Raw genomic sequence first — 18,627 nt, forward strand, 5'->3', positions numbered from 1 at the left:
GACGGGTTTTGTTACGGCAGACATCCACCCGTCACAGGTGCTCGTTTGTGCAGTGCTCCTGCACGTCGGGATCAGTTGCGGTTGAGCCGCGTGACATTCCCCATGTTCTCCACCGACTGACTCGGTGCCAACACGCCAAGGCGTTCGCCTGTTTTGGCGTCGAACAGCAGAACCTTCGCCGGATCGAACTGCAGCGTCAAGGTCTCGCCCACAGCAGGTGCAATATGCGGCGCCAGACGGCAGCAGACCTTGCTCTCGTTGAGGGTAACGAATACCAGCGTATCCGGGCCAGTCGGCTCGGTCACCTGGACTTCGGCGCGAATGGTCGGCAGACCTGCAGCATCACCGGACGCTAGCACAATCTGCTCGGGGCGCAGGCCCAGAATCACCTCACGGTCTTCAAGGCCGGCGTCGTTCATGCTCATCGGCAGTTCGCAACGGGCCTGACCGCTGTCGAGCAGTGCGACGAGGCGACCGTCCTTGCGTTGCAGACGCAGCGGGATGAAATTCATGGGCGGCGAGCCAATGAAGCTCGCCACGAACAGGTTGGCCGGATCGTTGTAGATCTGCTTCGGGGTGCCAAATTGCTGAATGATGCCGTCCTTCATGACCGCCACCTTGTCGCCCAGGGTCATCGCTTCGATCTGGTCGTGGGTCACGTAGACCGTGGTGGTCTTCAAGCGCTGGTGCATCAGTTTCATTTCGGTCCGCATCTCGACGCGCAGCTTGGCATCGAGGTTGGAAAGCGGCTCGTCGAACAGGTAGATCTTCGGACGACGGGCCAGAGCCCGGCCCATGGCCACACGCTGTTGCTGACCACCGGACAATTGCCCCGGCTTGCGGTTGAGCAGGTGCTCGATCTGCAGCAGCTTGGCGACCCGCGCCACTTCGGCGTCGATATCAGCCTGATTCATCTTGCGAATCTTCAGCCCGAACTCGATGTTCTCGCGCACGCTCATGGTCGGGTACAGCGCGTAGGACTGGAACACCATTGCGATGTCGCGATCCTTCGGGCTCATGCCGCTGACGTCTTGATCACCGATCATGATCGCGCCGCCGGTAATGTTTTCCAGGCCAGCGATGCAGTTCATCAGGGTCGACTTACCGCAGCCCGAAGGGCCGACCAGAATCAGGAACTCGCCTTCTTTGATGGAGAGTTCGATGTTCTTCAGGGTGTCCGGCAGACCGGCCCCGTAAGTCTTGTTTACATTGCGTAGTTCAAGCGTTGCCATGATTACCCCTTGACTGCGCCGGCCGTGAGCCCGCGCACGAAATACTTGCCTGCGACCACGTAGACCAGCAGGGTCGGCAGACCGGCGATCATCGCCGCCGCCATATCAACGTTGTATTCCTTGACGCCTGTGCTGGTGTTGACCAGGTTGTTCAGCGCCACCGTGATCGGCTGCGAATCACCACTGGAGAACACCACGCCGAACAGGAAGTCGTTCCAGATCTGGGTGAACTGCCAGATCAGGCAGACCATGATGATCGGCGTCGACATCGGCAGAATGATCCGACGGAAGATGGTGAAGAAGCCGGCGCCATCCAGTCGTGCCGCTTTCACCAGTGCGTCCGGAATACTGACGTAGTAGTTGCGGAAGAACAGCGTGGTGAACGCCAGACCGTAAACGACGTGGACGAACACGAGACCTGTGGTGGTGCTGGCCAGGCCCATTTTGCCGAGGGTGAAAGACGCCGGCAGCAGGACGGTCTGGAACGGCAGAAAGCAACCGAACAGCAGCAGACCAAAGAACAACTGCGAACCGCGGAAGCGCCACATCGACAGTACGTAGCCGTTCAGCGCACCAATGGTGGTAGAGATCAGCACCGCGGGAACGGTGATCAGGAACGAGTTCCAGAAGTAGCCCTTCACCGTCGCCCAGGCTTTGATCCAGCCGATGGCGGTCACTTCGGTCGGCCAGCTGAGCAGGTTGCCGCTGCCGATGTCTTCCGGCGATTTGAAGCTGGTCAGCAGCATGACCACCAACGGCACCAGATAAATGAACACCGCAACGATCAGCACCGCATAGATGGCGACGCGGCTCAGGCTGAGGGCAGGCTTGTTGACGAGACTAGTCATTGCGCTTGGCCCTCAGCTCGGAATACAGATAAGGCACAAGGATGGCGAGAATTGCGCCGAGCATCAGAATCGCACTGGCGGAACCCATGCCCATCTGGCCACGGCTGAAGGTAAACGAGTACATAAACATCGCTGGCAGGTCGGACGAATAGCCCGGGCCACCGGCCGTCATGGCAGCGACCAGGTCGAAGCTCTTGATGGCGATGTGCGCCAGGATCATGACCGCACTGAAGAACACCGGACGCAGGCTTGGCAGCACGACCTTCCAGTAGATTTTCGGCATGCTCGCGCCGTCGATCTGCGCAGCACGGATGATCGACTGATCGACACCGCGAAGGCCCGCCAGGAACATCGCCATGATGAAGCCTGACGCCTGCCATACCGCAGCGATCACCAGGCAGTACACGACGCGGTCCGGGTCGATCAGCCAGTCCAGGCGAAAGCCTTCCCAGCCCCAGTCACGCAGCAGTTTGTCCAGGCCCATCCCTGGGTTGAGCAACCATTTCCAGGCCGTACCGGTGACGATCATCGAGAGCGCCATCGGGTACAGGTAGATGGTGCGGATAAAGCCTTCGCGGCGGATGCGCTGATCCAGAAAGACTGCCAGCAGCACACCAACCACCATGCTGATGCCGATGAACATGCCACCGAACACCGCGAGGTTTTTGCTGGCTACCCACCACCGGTCGTTGTCGAACAACCGCGCGTATTGCGCCAGACCCACAAATTTGTAGGTCGGCAGGAAAGTCGAGTTAGTGAACGACAGAACGAACGTCCACAGGATATAGCCGTAGAAGCCCACCAATACGATGAACATGCTGGGCGCCAGCACCAGTTTGGGTAGCCAGCGCTGCAGTGCATCGAACGGCGAGGCTTTGCTGAACTCAGCAACAGAACTCATGGTGAAAATCCAATAAGAAGTGAAAGCGGCCGCAAGTCGCAAGCCTCAAGCTGCAAGTCAGAAGCCAGTCATCGATCAGCTTGAGACTTGCAGCTTGCCGCTAGTCGCTGGCCTTTATTTGGCAGACTTGATCGCAGCGCCCAGCTTCTTCGCCGCGTCGGCCGGATCGGCTTTCGGGTCGTTGATGAAGTTGGTCACGACATCAAAGAACGCGCCTTGCACGGCCAGTGTGGTGGCCATGTTGTGCGCCATGCTTGGTTGCAGGCCGCCGGTTTTGGCGTCAGCCAGGAAATCCTTGGCAGCGGTCTGGGCGCACGAGTCGAAACCGTACTTGCCCATGTCAGCCAGCATGTCGTTGCGAACCGGGATCGAGCCTTTGTTGATGCTGAAGACTTTCTGGAAGTTTTCACCCAACACGACCTTGGCGATGTCCTGCTGACCTGCAGCAGTACCCGCATCCTTCTGCTTGAAAACAGCCAGGGAGTCGATGTTGTAGGTGAACGCCTTGTCGGTGCCCGGGAACGCTACGCACTCGTAGTCCTTGCCGGCGACTTTCTTGGCGGCGGTCCATTCGCTCTTGGCCCAGTCACCCATGATCTGCATGCCGGCCTTGCCGTTGATGACTTTGGCCGCTTCCAGGTTCCAGTCCTGGCCTTTGCCGTCGGCATCCATGTAGGTAGCGACTTTCTTCAGCTCGGTCAGCGACTTGACCATTTCAGGGCCGGTCAGCGCAGCGTTGTCGAGGTCGACCAGTGCCTTCTTGTAACCATCGGCGCCCATGACAGAGAGAACGACGGCTTCAAAAACGGTGCTGTCCTGCCAGGGTTGGCCACCGTGGGCCAGAGGGATGAAGCCTGCCGCTTTGAGCTTGTCGCCCGCCGCGTAGAATTCTTCGAGGGTGGTAGGAGCTTTTTCGATACCGGCTTTCTTGAAGACTTCCGGGTTGATCCACAGCCAGTTGACGCGGTGGATGTTCACCGGCACGGCCACGTAATCACCGTCGTACTTCACGGTATCGGAGACTTTCTTGTCCAGCAGGCTGTCCCACTTCTCCTCTTTGGAGACGTTTTTCAGCACGTCGGTATCAAGCAGACCGGTGGAGGCCCATTCCTGGATGTCCGGGCCTTTGATCTGCGCAACGCCAGGCGGGTTGCCAGCAACGGCGCGGCTCTTGAGCACGGTCATTGCGGTTGCACCGCCGCCGCCTGCGACAGCGCCGTCTTTCCAGGTAAAACCGTCTTTTTCAACTTGCGCGCGGAGCACATCGACAGCGGCTTTTTCGCCACCGGACGTCCACCAGTGCACAACTTCGACGGTGCCTTTGGCATCAGCCGCCATGGCGCTCAGAGGGAACAACGAGGCGAGGGAAATAAGTGCAGCGAGACGGGAAATCGAATTCATATCTGACCTTTCTTGTTGTTATGCATGAGCAAGTCGTGGCGCTTGCGCTGCGTGGATTCTAACCAAGGGGTTAGAGCGGACGGTAACGAAGGGATGCGCGAATGTCACAGAGCTGTGACATTCAGAAAAGAGGCCGGATTACTCCACGCCGCGCGGCAGATACAGCGTGACCCGCAACCCGCCTTCGCGCATGTTCTGCAACGTCACTTCGCCGCCATGGCTATGGGCAATGTTGCGCGCAATTCCGAGACCCAGCCCGTAGCCCTGCTGGTGTTTGCCGGCCAGCCGGAAGTGCGGCTCGAAGACCTGCTCCAGCCGCTGTTCCGGCACGCCCGGGCCTTCGTCTTCGACGTGCAGAATGAACGCGTCGGCGTCGTCTTCGACGAACAGGTGCGCGCGGTCGCCGTACTTGATCGCGTTATCGATCAGGTTGCCCATGCAGCGACGCAGCGCCAGAGGCTTGCCGTAGTACATCGACATCGCCATGCCCTGCAACGTGACACGGCCCGCGCCATCGGGGGCGAGATAGGGTTCGATCAGGCAATCCAGTGCGTGATTGAGGTCAACCGGCTCGATATTCTCGTGAATATCGGTGTCCTTCACGCACTGCAATGCGCCTTTTACCAGCAGCTCCAACTCATCCAGATCGCGGGTGAATTTGGCCTGCATCTGTTCGTCTTCGAGCAGTTCAACGCGTAGCCGCAAGCGAGTGATCGGCGTGCGCAAGTCGTGGGAAATCGCGCTGAACAGCTGGCCGCGCTCGGTCAAGTAACGGCTGATGCGATCGCGCATGGTGTTGAACGCCCGCGTCACCTCCACCACTTCACTGCCGCCGCCCTCCACCACCGGCTCGACGTCGGCACCCAGCGACAGATCCCGCGCAGCATGAGCCAGACGCTTGAGCGGGCCGCTCTGCCAGTGCACCAGCAGGCCGATGAAGACCAGCAGAAAGAGACTGGTCAGCGCAATGAACCAGACCTGCTGAGAAGGCAGACCTTCGGCTTCGAGCATGGTGTAGGGCTCGGGCAGCAGCGAGGCGATGTACAGCCATTCGCCAGGCGACAGCTCGATCTGCGTCACCAGCACGGGCGGATTCACCGGTTCGAGGGTCAGCGCGTAATGAGCCCACGAGCGTGGCAGCTCATCGAGCCTGAGGCCGCTGTTGAAAATGCGCAGGTCTTCGGGACGCACAAAACGCACGAGGATGTCCGGGTCGGCGCCGAGGTTCTGCCGCAACACCTGACCGACCACATCGATGACAGCCGTCTTGCGCACGGTGGGCTCAAGCACCTGCATTTCCAGCGGGCGGTCATTGAGTGAAACGAAGAAACGCGTGCCGCCCATGCTGCGCAGTTGATCGAGTACCAGCGGCCGAAACGCGACAGGCAGCGAGCGGAAGTAACTCACGCTTGCCGCCATGGAAAAACCTAGGCTGCGGGCACTGGTGACCAGGCCTTCCATTTGCGTCGCGCGCAATTGCGAGAGCCAGATCAGGCTGGACAGGGTTTGCGCCAGCAGCACGGCGAGCAAGGTCAGCAGCAACATGCGCCCGAGCAGCGAGCGCGGCACCGGCAAGCGACGTTTCCTGTCGGCCACCATCAAGGGCTAGTAGCCGTTGCCGGCTTGCGGCAGCACATTGGCTGCCAGCAGATAACCGCTGCCTCGCACGGTGCGGATCAATCGCGGCGCCTTGCCGGTGTCGCGCAAACGCTGACGCAGGCGGCTCACCGCCATGTCGACAATGCGCTCCAGCGGCATCAGCTCACGGCCACGGGTGGCGTTGCCGATGGTGTCGCGATCAAGAATCTGTTGGGGGTTGTCGAGGAACAGCTTGAGCAGCGCGAAATCGGCGCCGGACAAAATCACCTCCTCGCCGTCGTTGTGGAACAGCCGATGACTGACCATGTCCAGCCGCCATTCATCGAACAACAGCACTTCACCGCCGCTGCGTTCCTGGCCGAATTGGGCACGGCGCAACAGGGCTTTGATCCGGGCCTGAAGCTCGCGGGGGCTGAAGGGTTTGGCCATGTAGTCATCGGCGCCGAGCTCCAGACCAATGACGCGATCAGCCTCGTCGGAGCTGGCGGTAAGCATGATGATGGGAATATGCGGCTGACGCGGATGCTGCCTGACCCAGCGACACAGGCTGAAGCCGTCTTCATCGGGGAGCATAACGTCGAGAATCAGCAGGTCGCTGGCCTCTTCGTTGAACGCCTGACGAAACTCCGCCCCATCGCCGACCGTGCGCACCTGAAAACCGGATCGGCTCAGGTAGGCTTGCAGCAACTCGCAAATCTCCTCGTCATCGTCGACCACCAGAATCGATTTACTGACAGCGTTCACATGGTCGTCCTTGTGAGCAATGGTGGGTAAGGCAGCTTCAAGCCACAAGCTTCAAGCTCAAAGCTCAAAGCTCAAAGCGGCCAGCGAGACGTACGCGGTCTTTGCTTGCAGCTTATAGCTTATAGCTTATAGCTTGCCGCTAGCGCTCGCCGCATATTGATCCAGCGCCACGCCCGCGCCCATCAAGCCAGGATATTCGGCAGTAACCAGCCAGACCGGCACGTCATTGAAGTAATCCTTCATCAAGCCCTTCTCGGCGAACGCCTTGTTGAAGCCGCTCTGCATGAAGAAATCAACGAAGCGCGGGATCACGCCCCCGGCAATATACACGCCGCCGCGTCCGCCGACAGTCAGTACGTTATTGCCCGCCACGCGACCGAGGAACACGCAGAACTGCTCGAGCACCGCGCTGGCGACCGGATCGCCCTTGAGCGCCGCCGAGGTGATGGCCGCAGGGGATTTGAGTTCCGGCTCGATCTCGTCCAGCCCGCAGCTGACTTGATACAGCAGCAACAGCCCGGCGCCACTCAGAACGGTCTCGGCACTGACGTGCTCATGGGTCGCCATCAACCGCATCCACAGCAGCGCTTCGCGAGGCGTGCCGATCGGCAGATCAACGTGACCGCCCTCGCCCGGCACCGCAGTCCAACGCGCTTCGCCGCTGCGGATCAACGTGCCGACGCCAAGGCCGGTGCCTGGCCCGATCACCACCCGCGCGCCGCGAGGATCGCCCTTGCCATGGCGCACGGTCAGGTACTCGTCGTCCTTCAGGCGGGTCATGCCCAGGGCCATGGCAGTGAAGTCGTTGACCAGGATCAGGTTGTCGATCTTCAGCTCGGCGCAGAATGCCTGCCTATTGATCTTCCAGTGGCTGTTGGTGAAGTGAAAATCATCGCCGGTCACCGGCCCGGCCACGGCCAGGCAGATGGAGGTGACATCACCGCGCTGCAATTCCAGGTCCTGCAAATAGACCGTCAGGGCCTTTTCAGGACTGGCGTAATCGACCGTCGCGAACACGCGGATCGAATGCAACTGCTCGTCTTCCCAAATGGCAAACCGCGCATTTGTGCCGCCGATATCACCCACCATCGCCAATGTCACTTGAGCGTCTCCAGATTCGAAGTAAAGGCGCTGGCGCCCTTCTCTGCCGAGCTGAAGGCCATGCGCATGAAGCCGAACAGTTCGCGGCCGCTGCCCACGTTATGGGACAAGCGACCGATCGCCGGCTCTCTGGCGGCCAATTCTGCCGGTTCGACCAGAACTTGCAACGTTCCTTTCACGCCATCGACACGAATGAGATCCCCATCACGCAGCAACGCCAGCGGTCCGCCGTCGGAGGCTTCCGGGCAAACGTGAATAGCCGCCGGAATTTTCCCGGAGGCGCCGGACATGCGTCCGTCTGTAATGAGCGCCACTTTGAAGCCACGGTCCTGCAGCACGCCCAGAAACGGCGTCATCTTGTGCAGCTCCGGCATGCCGTTGGAGCGCGGCCCCTGAAAGCGCATGACCGCCACAAAATCGCATTCCAGCTCACCGGCCTTGAAGGCGTCGGCAAGGTCCTGCTGGTCTTCGAACACTTTGGCGGGGGCTTCGACGATCTGATGCTCCAGCGCAACGGCGGAGACTTTCATCACGCCACGGCCCAGGTTGCCTTCCATCACCCGCAGGCCGCCTTCGGCCGAAAACGGACGCGCGATGGGGCGCAGGACGTTTTCGTCGAGGCTTTCGGTTGGGCCATCGCGCCACACCAGTGTGCCTTCTTCCAGGAACGGCTCTTGGGTATAGCGACGCAGACCACGGCCCATCACCGTGTTGACTTCTTCATGCATCAGGCCCGCGTCGAGCAGTTCACGAATCAGGAAGGACATGCCGCCAGCGGCCTGGAAGTGGTTGATGTCGGCTTTGCCGTTCGGGTAGACGTGGGACAGGGTCGGCACGACTTCCGACAGATCGGCCATGTCCTGCCAGGTCAGCTGAATGCCCGCGCACTGGGCAATCGCCGGCATGTGCAGCGTGTGGTTGGTGGAACCGCCCGTCGCGTGCAGGGCAACAATCGAGTTGACCAGCGAACGTTCGTCCACAATCTCTCCGAGAGGGATGAAGTCGCCGCTTTGTTTGGTCAGACGCGTGACCTGGAACGCCGCCTCGCGTGTCAGGGCATCGCGTAGCGGTGTGTAAGGATTGACGAAAGAGGCACCCGGAAGATGCAGACCCATGACTTCCATGAGCAACTGGTTGGTGTTCGCCGTGCCGTAGAACGTGCAGGTACCCGGGCCGTGATAGGACTTCATCTCCGAGTCCAGCAGCTCTTCGCGCGTCGCCTTGCCTTCGGCGTAGCGCTGACGCACGTCGGCTTTCTCCTTGTTGGAGATGCCCGAGACCATTGGCCCGCCCGGCACAAAAATCGTCGGCAAATGACCGAAGCGCAGCGAGCCCATCAGCAGACCCGGAACGATCTTGTCGCAGATGCCCAACATCAGCGCGCCGTCGAACATGTTGTGGGACAACGCCACCGCCGTTGCCATCGCAATGACTTCTCGGCTGGCGATACTCAATTCCATGCCCGGCTCACCCTGGGTGACGCCGTCGCACATGGCCGGAACGCCACCGGCAAACTGCCCCACCGAGCCGATTTCGCGCAGCGCTTTTTTGATCTGTTCGGGAAAGTGTTCGTACGGCTGGTGGGCCGAGAGCATGTCGTTGTAGGAAGAGACGATGGCGATGTTGGCCGCGTTCATCATGCGCAGGCTGTTCTTGTCTTCGGGACCACATGCCGCGACGCCGTGGGCGAAGTTGGCACATTGCAGCTTGCCGCGCATCGGCCCGTCGCTCGCCGCACCCCGGATCAATTGCAGGTAGCGTTGACGGGTTTCACGGCTGCGAGCAATCAGCCGTTCGGTTACCTCAAGGACGCGGGGATGCATGTCATGGACTCCAGGCTAGCGATGTGGTCACTCGTTCAGGCGCTTTCACCAGGCTGCGATCATTCCGGGCTCAGACGAGAGCGGCGGCAAGCGCTTGATTTTCAGCCAGTTGTGACGGCCAGACGGGTTTCTATTTGTAGATAAAACAAAATACTGCCACTAAAAGGGGTTGTTTTCTATTTTTATGAGAATAATCTTGTAATTCCAACAACAAATTCCTGAGGACGGGTGTATGACTCTCCGCATCGCAATCAATGGCTTTGGCCGAATCGGCCGCAACGTCCTACGCGCACTTTATACCCAAGGCTACCGTCAGGACCTGCAAGTCGTCGCCATCAATGACTTGGGCGACAGCGAGATCAACGCCCACCTGCTTAAATTCGACACCGTCCACGGGCCATTCGACGGCACCGTCGAGCACGATCAGGAAAGTCTGACCGTCAATGGTGACCGAATTTCGGTCAGCGCCATTCGCAACCCGGCCGAGCTGCCGTGGAAATCCCTGAACATCGACGTGGTGTTCGAATGCACCGGTCTGTTCACCGACCGCACCAAGGCTGCTGCCCACATCACTGCCGGCGCCAAAAAAGTGATTATCTCGGCTCCGGCCAAAGGCGCCGATGCGACGATCGTCTACGGCGTCAACCATGACGTGCTACGCCAGTCCCATCAGGTCATTTCCAACGCCTCCTGCACCACCAACTGCCTGGCGCCGGTTGCCCAGGTGTTGAACCGTGAGTTGGGCATCGAGAGCGGTCTGATGACCACCATCCACGCCTACACCAACGACCAGAACCTGATCGACGTCTACCACACTGACCCGTACCGCGCGCGTTCGGCTACCCAGTCGATGATTCCGAGCAAGACGGGCGCTGCTGAAGCGGTCGGCCTGGTGCTGCCGGAACTGGCGGGCAAGCTGACCGGCATGGCCGTGCGTGTGCCGGTGATCAACGTGTCGTTGGTCGACCTGACCATTCAGCTCAAGCGCGATGCGACGGCAGAAGAGGTCAACGCGATCATGAAAGAAGCGGCCCAGCATTCGAAAATCCTCGGCTACAACACCCTGCCGCTGGTTTCCCACGACTTCAATCACAACCCGCTGTCATCCATCTTCGACGCGAACCACACCAAAGTCAGCGGTCGTCTGCTGAAGGTGCTGGCGTGGTACGACAACGAATGGGGCTTCTCCAACCGCATGCTGGATAACTGCCTGGCGTTGATGAACGCCGAGTAAGTAAGCAACGGGATCCCCCTATGTAGGAGCGAGCTTGCTCGCGAAGACGGAATCACGCCGCTGAAGAGTCAGCGGATTTACCAAGCTCTTCGCGATCAAACTCCCTCCTTCAGTAATGACTACCGTCCCCGGACAACGCCCTTACAATCTGTGCAAATCCCCGCCTTGACCTGACCTCTAGATGATAAGCATTATCATCTGCTGAATTCTGGTCGGGTGTCCCTGTGACTCAGTCGCACTTCAATGCTGTCTTTCTCGCCAGGCGAACCATGCTGTTGCGCACGCTTCAGCGCATGGTCCGCAGCCACACCACCGCCGAAGACCTGCTCCAGGAAACCTACCTGCGGGTCACCCGTGCGCTCGCCGAGCGGGCCATCGAACACCTCGAACCCTTCGTCTTCCAGACCGCGCGCAATCTGGCCCTGGATCATCTGCGCGCCCGGCGCGTTCACGCGCGCACCATCATTGACGATGCGCCCCTCAGCGATATCCATAATGTCGTCGCCCCCGACACCTCACTGGAGGATGCCGCCCACGCCAACCGTCTGCTGGAAAGTCTTAGCGCGAGCCTGGAAACCCTGTCGCCGCGGCAGCAGAAAATCTTTAACCTCAGTCGACTTCACGGCGCGAGTTATCTGGAAATCGCCGAGCAACTGGGCGTGTCCACCAGCACCGTGCAAAAAGAATTGAAGCTGATCATGACGGTTTGCCTGAGTGTGGCCGCGCGTCTGGATCACTGAGCTTCGCCGGCAAGAATTGTCAGCTGGTGCTACAGAGTGACGCTACACTGCCGGCCAAACCGTGGACCCGAGGACGCTGCTTGACGGACGCTCAATCACCCCGCCCCGCTAAAGCCAATGCAGCGCGCGCTGCCGAGACGATGGACCAGGCCCTGACCTGGTTGATCGAGCTGGAAATCGCCGATGTCGCAACACACGCGCGCTTTTTGGAATGGCTCGACGCCGATCCCGCCCACCGCGAAGCGTTTGCCAGCGCCGAGGCCGTGTGGCACTCGCAACCGGTATTCGATGCGGCAGAGGTGCTGGTTGTGCGGAAAAAAACCTGACGCCGGACTGCGCTCGCCAACCTGCGGCGCCATTGCTTCGAACCTGATGATCTGACACTCACCGAAATTATTTTTACGCGATAGCCGCGACCCGTACGTCTAGTCATAGCCAATGCAATTGATTCCTATTTGAATCATCTCGCAACAACTATGACGACCCGCACGACACGGAGCGCTATCCATGCTGTCCAGCTTCAACCCCGCCTCACCCGCCTCGCCGACACCCACCCACCCCCTCGGGCCTTCGCTGCTGACGATCGCCGTTATCGCCGCAACTCTGCACAGCCCCGCCATTGCTGCCGCGGAACAGGGCAATGCGCTGGAAATCGAGCAGATTACGGTCAGTGCCACACGTCACGCGCAGTCGGTGGAATCGGTGCCCGGTACAGTGACCGTGCAGGACCGCGAAACGCTGGATCGGCGCAACGTCAACAGCATCCGCGACCTGGTACGCGACGAGCCGGGCGTCTCCGTGGGCGGGGCCGGCCAGCGTGCGGGCACCAGCGGCTACAACATTCGCGGCATCGACGGCGACCGCATCCTGACGCAGGTAGATGGCGTCGAAGTGCCGGACAACTTCTTCCAGGGTCCTTTCGCCAACACCCATCGCAATTACGTTGATCCGGAGATCATCAAGCGCGTCGAGATCCTGCGCGGGCCTGCGTCGGCGCTGTATGGGAGCAGCGCCATCGGCGGCGCCGTGAGCTATTACACCCTCGACCCCGAGGACATCATCAAGCCGGGCAAGGACGTCGGCGCCCGCCTGAAAACAGGCTACAGCTCGGCGGACAACAGCTGGCTGAATTCATCCACGGTTGCCGGACGCGTGGGAGATGTCGACGTTTTGCTGCACGTCAGTCAACGCAACGGCCACGAGACCGAGTCCTACGGTGAGCATGGCGGCACAGGGCTGTCCCGCACGGCGGCCAATCCGGAAGACGCACGCGCAACCAATGTGCTGGCCAAGCTGGGTTGGAACTACGGCGACAATGATCGTCTGGCGTTCACGTACGAGACGTACAAGGACGACACGCATACGAATCAGAAGAGTGTGGTGGGCGGGCCTTTCAATAACGGTCGCGGCTTCGGCTACTACCGTTCACGCGAAGGGAACGACGTTATCACCCGAGAGCGGTTTGGCCTGGACAACAGCTTTGCGCTGAACAGTGTGTTTGCTGACAACGCCAAGTGGAGCGTGAACTACCAGATTGCCAAGACGGATCAAAATACCTTTGAAAGGTATCTGCCCTCTGACCCCAGAAACGGGGTGGTTTCGCGAGACGTCTGGCGCACCCGCGACACCCACTACAAGGAACGCCAATGGATTCTCGACGCACAGCTAGATAAAGCGTTCGACATGGGCGACACCCAGCACTTGCTGACGTACGGCACGACCCTCAAGCAACAGAAGGTGACAGGGCTTCGGTCAGGATCAGCCACCTGTGCGGCGGTCGTCGGAACCTGCCGCACCCTTGGCGCAGTCAGTGCAAGCGCGAACGACATCGTGGCACCCACCAACGACTTCCCGAACCCGACCATCACCACCTACGCCCTGTTCGCCCAGGATCAGATCAAATGGGGCGACTGGACCTTCATGCCCGGCGCCCGCTACGACTACACCACGCTCGAACCAGACGCCACAGATTCATTCCTCAAAAGCGTCAACCTGAAAAGCAAGAGCGGGTTCGACGACAGCACGAAAAAATGGCATCGCCTGTCACCCAAGCTGGGGCTGACCTATGCGTTCAACGACGCCTACACCTGGTACGGCCAGTACGCCGAGGGCTTCCGCACGCCGAGCGCCAAGGCGTTGTACGGCCGGTTCGAGAACACCCGGGGCAATTACGTCGTGGAGCCCAATCCCGACCTGAAGCCGGAGACCACCAAAAGCTACGAAACCGGGCTGCGCGGTCACTTCGACGAGGGCACGTTTGATCTGGCGATGTTCTACAACACGTATCGCGACTTCATTAATGAGGACGCATTAATTCCAGCCAACGCCACCACCACGACCTTCCAGTCCAACAACATCAAGCACGCCACGATCAAGGGCGTTGAGCTCAAGGGTCGCTTGAACCTGGACAGCTTCGGCGCACCCGAAGGCCTCTACACCCGAGGCTCGCTGGCCTATCTGTACGGCCGCAACAACGACACCGGCCAGCCCCTCAATAGTATCAATCCGCTCACCGGCGTAGTCGGGCTGGGTTATGACCAGAACAACTACGGCGGTTTGCTGAACTGGACGCTGGTCAAGCGCAAGACCCGGGTCGACACCAGTAACTACTACGCCCCCGACGGTGCCACCCGGTTCAAGACACCGGGCTTCGGTCTCGTCGATCTGACGGGCTATTACAAAGTCACCAACGACGTCACGGTCAGCGGTGGCCTTTACAACCTCGCGGACAAAAAATACTGGCTGTGGGACGACGTGCGCGGCTACGACAACGTCGGCGAAGCCGGCGCCACTGCTCCCGCCAACCTCGACCGGCTGACCCAGCCAGGCCGCAATTTCGCCGTGAACGTGGTGTGGGATATCTGACCGATCCCCGTTGCAGGTGCGTGATTCTTTACGCGCCTGCAACGCTCGTTCGTCTTGTTAACAAGCGCCTCATTTCCAAGGAAGACCCCATGACCGACAACTCGATTCGTCGCTCGCAACGACTGAACCAGATCACCCATGCTCCCCATGAACAACTGGACGAGGCAGTGAAAGCCAACGCGCCGTTCGAAACACTGACCAGCTACAGCCGATTCCTCAGCGCCCAATACCTGTTTCAGGAAGAGCTGAAAACGCTGTACACGCACCCGCAATTGATCGAGCTGATTGCCGACCTGCCGGATCGATGCCGCGCCGAACAGGCCAAAGCCGATCTGCTTGATCTTCAGGCTGCCATCCCTGCTCCGGTCGCCAGCGCCGTCAATGGGCCCAGCCTTGCCGAGGCGCTGGGCTGGCTGTTCGTGTCGGAAGGCTCGAAGCTGGGCGCAGCGTTTTTGATCAAGCGCGCCGTGGCCTTGAGCCTCAGCGAGACCTTCGGCGCCCGCCATCTGGGCGAACCGGCGGGCGGTCGCGCCGAAGGCTGGAAACGCTTTATCCGGATAATCGACGATCTGCCGTTCAACGCCGAACAGGAGCGTGAGATAGACCGTGGCGCAGTGGCGGCCTTCGAACGCTTCAACGTGCTGCTGCAACACGTCTATGCAATAGCGTCTGAAGCCGAACCCGCCTGACGCCGGGCCTTTTGCGCCCGGCACTGATAAGCTGAGCGCCTTTGCGGGACGTGAAAATCCCGCAGCACCTGCTCACTCTGCATTACCGAGACCATGACCCGTACTCCACCCGGCAGCAAACTGTCCCGCATCCTGTTTGGCATTCTCGCCTACGTGAGCCTGACGATCGGCATCATCGCGATTTTCATTCCCGGCCTGCCCACCACAGAGTTCATTCTGCTGGCGGCATGGGCGGCCACTCGAAGCTCGCCGCGTTTAAGCGCCTGGCTGGAAAACCACCGGCTGTTCGGACCGATGTTGAGCAACTGGCGAAACGGCAAGATGATTGCGCGCAGGGCCAAAATCAGCGCCACGGTCACCATGCTGATCTGCGCGGTCATGATGCTGGTGTTGCTGAAACACAATTGGTGGATCTATTTCGCGGTGGCCGGCATGGTGCTGGTCAATCTGTGGATCTGGTCACGGCCCGAGCCTTCGCGCCTTCAACGGGAAAAGTGAGGTCCAGGACCGGCTTTAGCCGGGAAGAGGCCGGCTTGAACACCCTCTATTCTGAGGTGTGACGTCTGACGCTTTCCCGGCTGAAGCCGGTCCCACCAACGGCACTCGGCATATGAACCTGAACCCGAGGCGGTCCTATGGGTCTGTCCCTTTAGGTCCATTCACCTTCCCAGGAGCCACCGCCATGTTCGAGCCAGGTCATCTGCACATCGTCCACCCCGCTGTGCAACCACACGACGTCGGCTACGACCTTCACATCCGCTACGAAGTCAGCCAGACCGACTCGGGGCCGGGCATGCAGTTCACCGTGGAAGGCGACGTCAGTGGCCAGCCGGTCAATGAAACGTTCGAACTGCCCAAGGACAAGGCCTACAACTTCGCCAGCGAAGCGTCCCGCAGACTCGAAAAGCATGGCCTGCCAAAAACCACTGACCTGCACGCGATGCACGGTGAATACGACCAGATGTTCGAAGACATCCGTCACAAGCTCGACATGAAATCCGGTGACCCGGTAACGCCGGAGCATCTGGAATAACCAGCGCGCTTTCAGGGTCTCGGGATGGCTTATGAGATTACTGGCATAATCGCCCCCCTCACTCCCGCGAATCCTTTCCTTCCCCATGCGCATTCACGTCACGTTCATTGATCGCGTCGGCATCACCCAGGAAGTGCTGGCCATCCTCGGCGCGCGCAACCTGAACCTCGATGCCGTGGAAATGGTTCCCCCGAACGTCTATATCGACGCGCCGACGCTGAGCCATGACGTGCTTGAAGAACTCAAGGACCGGCTGTTTCGCGTGCGCGGCGTGGAAGCGATCACGGTGGTCGACATTCTTCCCGGTCAGCGCCGTCACCTGCAGCTTGACGCCTTGCTGGCAGCGATGACCGACCCGGTGCTCGCCCTCGACAGCGCCGGCCATGTATTGCTGGCAAACCCGGCGCTGGTTGCGTTGTATGGCCGGGAACCGACGGGAGAGTCGATTGGCGAACTGTTCTCCGATGATGGCCTGCAATCGGCGCTGCTGGAAAACGGCTTTCGCCTGCCACTGCGGGAAGTCACGCTGAACGGAGAGGCCTTGCTGCTCGACGCGACGCCGATCACCGACGCGGGCGCATTGCTGACCCTTTATCAACCGAGCCGAATCGGCGAGCGCCTGTCAGCACTGCACCACGATCACGCTGAAGGCTTCGACGCGTTGCTGGGCGATTCTGCGCCTATACGCACCCTCAAGGCGCGGGCGCAACGGGTCGCGGCACTGGATGCGCCGCTACTGATTCAGGGCGAAACCGGCACCGGCAAGGAACTGGTGGCACGGGCGTGTCATGCCGTCAGCGCGCGCAATGGTGCTCCTTTTCTCGCGCTGAACTGCGCGGCGCTGCCGGAGAACCTCGCGGAGAGCGAACTGTTCGGTTATGCCCCTGGCGCCTTTACCGGTGCGCAACGAGGCGGCAAACCCGGGCTGATGGAACTCGCCAACAAAGGCACCGTGTTTCTCGACGAGATCGGCGAGATGTCGCCGTATCTGCAAGCCAAATTGTTGCGTTTCCTGAATGACGGCAGCTTTCGGCGGGTCGGCGGCGATAAGGAGGTGCAGGTCAACGTACGCATCCTGAGCGCCACCCACCGCGACCTGGAGAAAATGGTCGCCGAAGGCACCTTTCGCGAAGACCTCTTTTATCGCTTGAACGTCCTCAATCTGGACGTGCCACCGCTGCGTGAACGGGGTCAGGACATCCTGATGCTCGCGCGCTATTTCATGGAGCAGGCCTGCACGCAGATTCAGCGACCGGTCTGTCGCCTCGCCCCGACCACCTACCCTGCTCTCCTTGGCAATCGCTGGCCCGGCAACGTTCGCCAGTTGCAGAACGTGATCTTCCGCGCGGCGGCCATTTGCGACAGTTCGCTGGTCGACATCGGCGATCTCGACATCGCCGGCACGTCCGTGGCGCGGGGCAGTGATGGCGAAGTCGAAAGCCTTGAATCCGCAGTCGAGGATTTCGAAAGGTCGCTGCTGGAGAAGCTCTACAGCCAGTATCCCTCCACCCGCCAACTGGCGGCGCGGCTGCAAACATCCCACACCGCAATCGCGCACCGGCTGCGCAAATACGGTATTCCCGGAAAAAGCTAAAAAGCTCGACGGAGATTCACGGTCGCTCAAGCGCCGCCATCTCGGATCAATCCCCGGTCGGGTGGGAGCGAGCTTGCTCGCGAAGACATTATCCCTGCCGCTGCATATTCGGCGACTGTACCTGCCCCTTCGCGAGCAAGCTCGCTCCCACATGTCCGAGACACCCCACTCACTCACAGCGCCCGGAACGGAATCGAAACACCGTATCGAAAACATTCCAGCCATCCAGACATAATGTCTTTGGCGTCCGAACGTTGAAACTCGACCAAAGCTCCTATACTCCGTATCGATTTCGTTCCAGCACCTGCCCCTCGAAAAATCATATCCGAGGCCCGAGCCCAACGTTTACGCCCCTTTCCCCACCTTGGCCGCAAACTTGCTATGCACACCCCCATCACGCCCGGGCATAACGGGCGATTTACCATCTGGGGAGATTTCATGAGCGAGTTGCGTTTTACCGAAGACCACGAGTGGCTGCGCGCCGAAGCTGACGGCAGCGTCACAGTCGGCATCACCGCCTTCGCGCAGGACGCACTGGGTGACGTGGTTTTCGTGCAACTGCCGGAGCTGCAGGCCTACGACAAAGGTGCTGAAGCCGCCACCGTCGAATCGGTCAAAGCCGCCAGCGGCGTGTACATGCCCCTCGACGGTGAAGTTGTCGAAACCAATCCCGCGCTGGACGCCAACCCCGAACTGGTCAACGAAGACCCGCTCGGCCAGGGCTGGTTCTTTCGCTTTATTCCTTCCAATCCCGATGCTGTCGGCCAACTGCTGACTCAAGACGCCTATGATCGTCTGATCAAAGCCAACGCCGAAGCCTGAG

At 60.2% G+C, this 18,627-nt stretch carries 17 protein-coding genes; 9 read left to right on the plus strand and 8 right to left on the minus strand.

Annotated elements, in window-relative coordinates; genetic code table 11:
* Window positions 1–71: 71 nt before the first annotated feature.
* The 8 genes from AC0Z8Z_RS02200 to edd all read right to left on the minus strand — a co-directional run bounded on the left by AC0Z8Z_RS02200 (window position 72) and on the right by edd (window position 9,649).
* Window positions 72–1,232, minus strand: a complete 1,161-nt coding sequence (locus tag AC0Z8Z_RS02200; protein WP_485617648.1) for an ABC transporter ATP-binding protein — start codon at window positions 1,230–1,232, stop codon at window positions 72–74.
* A 2-nt stretch (window positions 1,233–1,234) separates the two neighbouring features.
* A complete protein-coding gene (locus AC0Z8Z_RS02205) occupies window positions 1,235–2,080 on the minus strand; it encodes a carbohydrate ABC transporter permease (RefSeq protein ID WP_122622506.1) in 846 nt (281 codons plus the stop codon).
* Window positions 2,073–2,981: a carbohydrate ABC transporter permease gene (locus AC0Z8Z_RS02210; RefSeq protein ID WP_485617650.1), complete on the minus strand. Its 909-nt coding sequence runs from the start codon at window positions 2,979–2,981 to the stop codon at window positions 2,073–2,075. Before AC0Z8Z_RS02210 ends, AC0Z8Z_RS02205 begins: the two co-directional genes overlap by 8 nt.
* A 114-nt stretch (window positions 2,982–3,095) precedes the next feature.
* Window positions 3,096–4,382 (minus strand): ABC transporter substrate-binding protein, encoded by a 1,287-nt coding sequence (locus AC0Z8Z_RS02215; RefSeq protein ID WP_122535890.1) that lies wholly within the window; start codon window positions 4,380–4,382, stop codon window positions 3,096–3,098.
* A 138-nt stretch (window positions 4,383–4,520) separates the two neighbouring features.
* Window positions 4,521–5,981, minus strand: a complete 1,461-nt coding sequence (locus tag AC0Z8Z_RS02220) for an ATP-binding protein (protein ID WP_485617826.1) — start codon at window positions 5,979–5,981, stop codon at window positions 4,521–4,523.
* 6 nt (window positions 5,982–5,987) lie between these two features.
* Window positions 5,988–6,725 carry a response regulator gene (locus AC0Z8Z_RS02225; RefSeq protein WP_485617651.1) on the minus strand — a complete coding sequence of 246 codons (738 nt, stop codon included), beginning with the start codon at window positions 6,723–6,725 and terminating at the stop codon, window positions 5,988–5,990.
* Between the two features lie 126 nt (window positions 6,726–6,851).
* Entirely contained in the window at window positions 6,852–7,826 is a 975-nt protein-coding gene (locus AC0Z8Z_RS02230) for a glucokinase (RefSeq protein WP_485617653.1), read from the minus strand.
* A complete protein-coding gene (gene edd / locus AC0Z8Z_RS02235) occupies window positions 7,823–9,649 on the minus strand; it encodes a phosphogluconate dehydratase (protein WP_485617655.1) in 1,827 nt (608 codons plus the stop codon). The genes AC0Z8Z_RS02230 and edd overlap by 4 nt, the downstream gene beginning before the upstream one ends.
* Window positions 9,650–9,881: 232 nt before the next feature.
* On the opposite strand from edd, the gene gap reads away from it, so the two are divergent.
* The 9 genes from gap to gcvH all read left to right on the plus strand — a co-directional run bounded on the left by gap (window position 9,882) and on the right by gcvH (window position 18,626).
* Entirely contained in the window at window positions 9,882–10,883 is a 1,002-nt protein-coding gene (gene gap / locus AC0Z8Z_RS02240) for a type I glyceraldehyde-3-phosphate dehydrogenase (protein WP_172609614.1), read from the plus strand.
* Window positions 10,884–11,107: 224 nt separating this feature from the next.
* Window positions 11,108–11,623, plus strand: coding sequence for an RNA polymerase sigma factor (locus AC0Z8Z_RS02245; RefSeq protein ID WP_485617657.1), 516 nt, complete (start codon window positions 11,108–11,110; stop codon window positions 11,621–11,623).
* A gap of 80 nt (window positions 11,624–11,703) precedes the next feature.
* Window positions 11,704–11,949 carry a FecR/PupR family sigma factor regulator gene (locus tag AC0Z8Z_RS02250; RefSeq protein ID WP_485617659.1) on the plus strand — a complete coding sequence of 82 codons (246 nt, stop codon included), beginning with the start codon at window positions 11,704–11,706 and terminating at the stop codon, window positions 11,947–11,949.
* Between the two features lie 181 nt (window positions 11,950–12,130).
* Window positions 12,131–14,488, plus strand: a complete 2,358-nt coding sequence (locus tag AC0Z8Z_RS02255) for a TonB-dependent hemoglobin/transferrin/lactoferrin family receptor (protein ID WP_485617661.1) — start codon at window positions 12,131–12,133, stop codon at window positions 14,486–14,488.
* A gap of 89 nt (window positions 14,489–14,577) precedes the next feature.
* Entirely contained in the window at window positions 14,578–15,177 is a 600-nt protein-coding gene (locus AC0Z8Z_RS02260) for a biliverdin-producing heme oxygenase (RefSeq protein WP_485617663.1), read from the plus strand.
* A gap of 93 nt (window positions 15,178–15,270) precedes the next feature.
* Window positions 15,271–15,675 (plus strand): YbaN family protein, encoded by a 405-nt coding sequence (locus AC0Z8Z_RS02265; RefSeq protein ID WP_485617665.1) that lies wholly within the window; start codon window positions 15,271–15,273, stop codon window positions 15,673–15,675.
* Between the two features lie 184 nt (window positions 15,676–15,859).
* Window positions 15,860–16,210: a DUF5064 family protein gene (locus AC0Z8Z_RS02270; RefSeq protein WP_172609619.1), complete on the plus strand. Its 351-nt coding sequence runs from the start codon at window positions 15,860–15,862 to the stop codon at window positions 16,208–16,210.
* 85 nt (window positions 16,211–16,295) lie between these two features.
* A complete protein-coding gene (locus AC0Z8Z_RS02275; protein ID WP_485617667.1) occupies window positions 16,296–17,804 on the plus strand; it encodes a sigma-54-dependent transcriptional regulator in 1,509 nt (502 codons plus the stop codon).
* A 438-nt stretch (window positions 17,805–18,242) separates the two neighbouring features.
* Window positions 18,243–18,626, plus strand: a complete 384-nt coding sequence (gene gcvH, locus AC0Z8Z_RS02280) for a glycine cleavage system protein GcvH (RefSeq protein ID WP_122535875.1) — start codon at window positions 18,243–18,245, stop codon at window positions 18,624–18,626.
* Window position 18,627 lies beyond the last annotated feature (1 nt).

The organism is Pseudomonas sp. 1L-C-7-B-C1 (genome assembly GCF_057291635.1).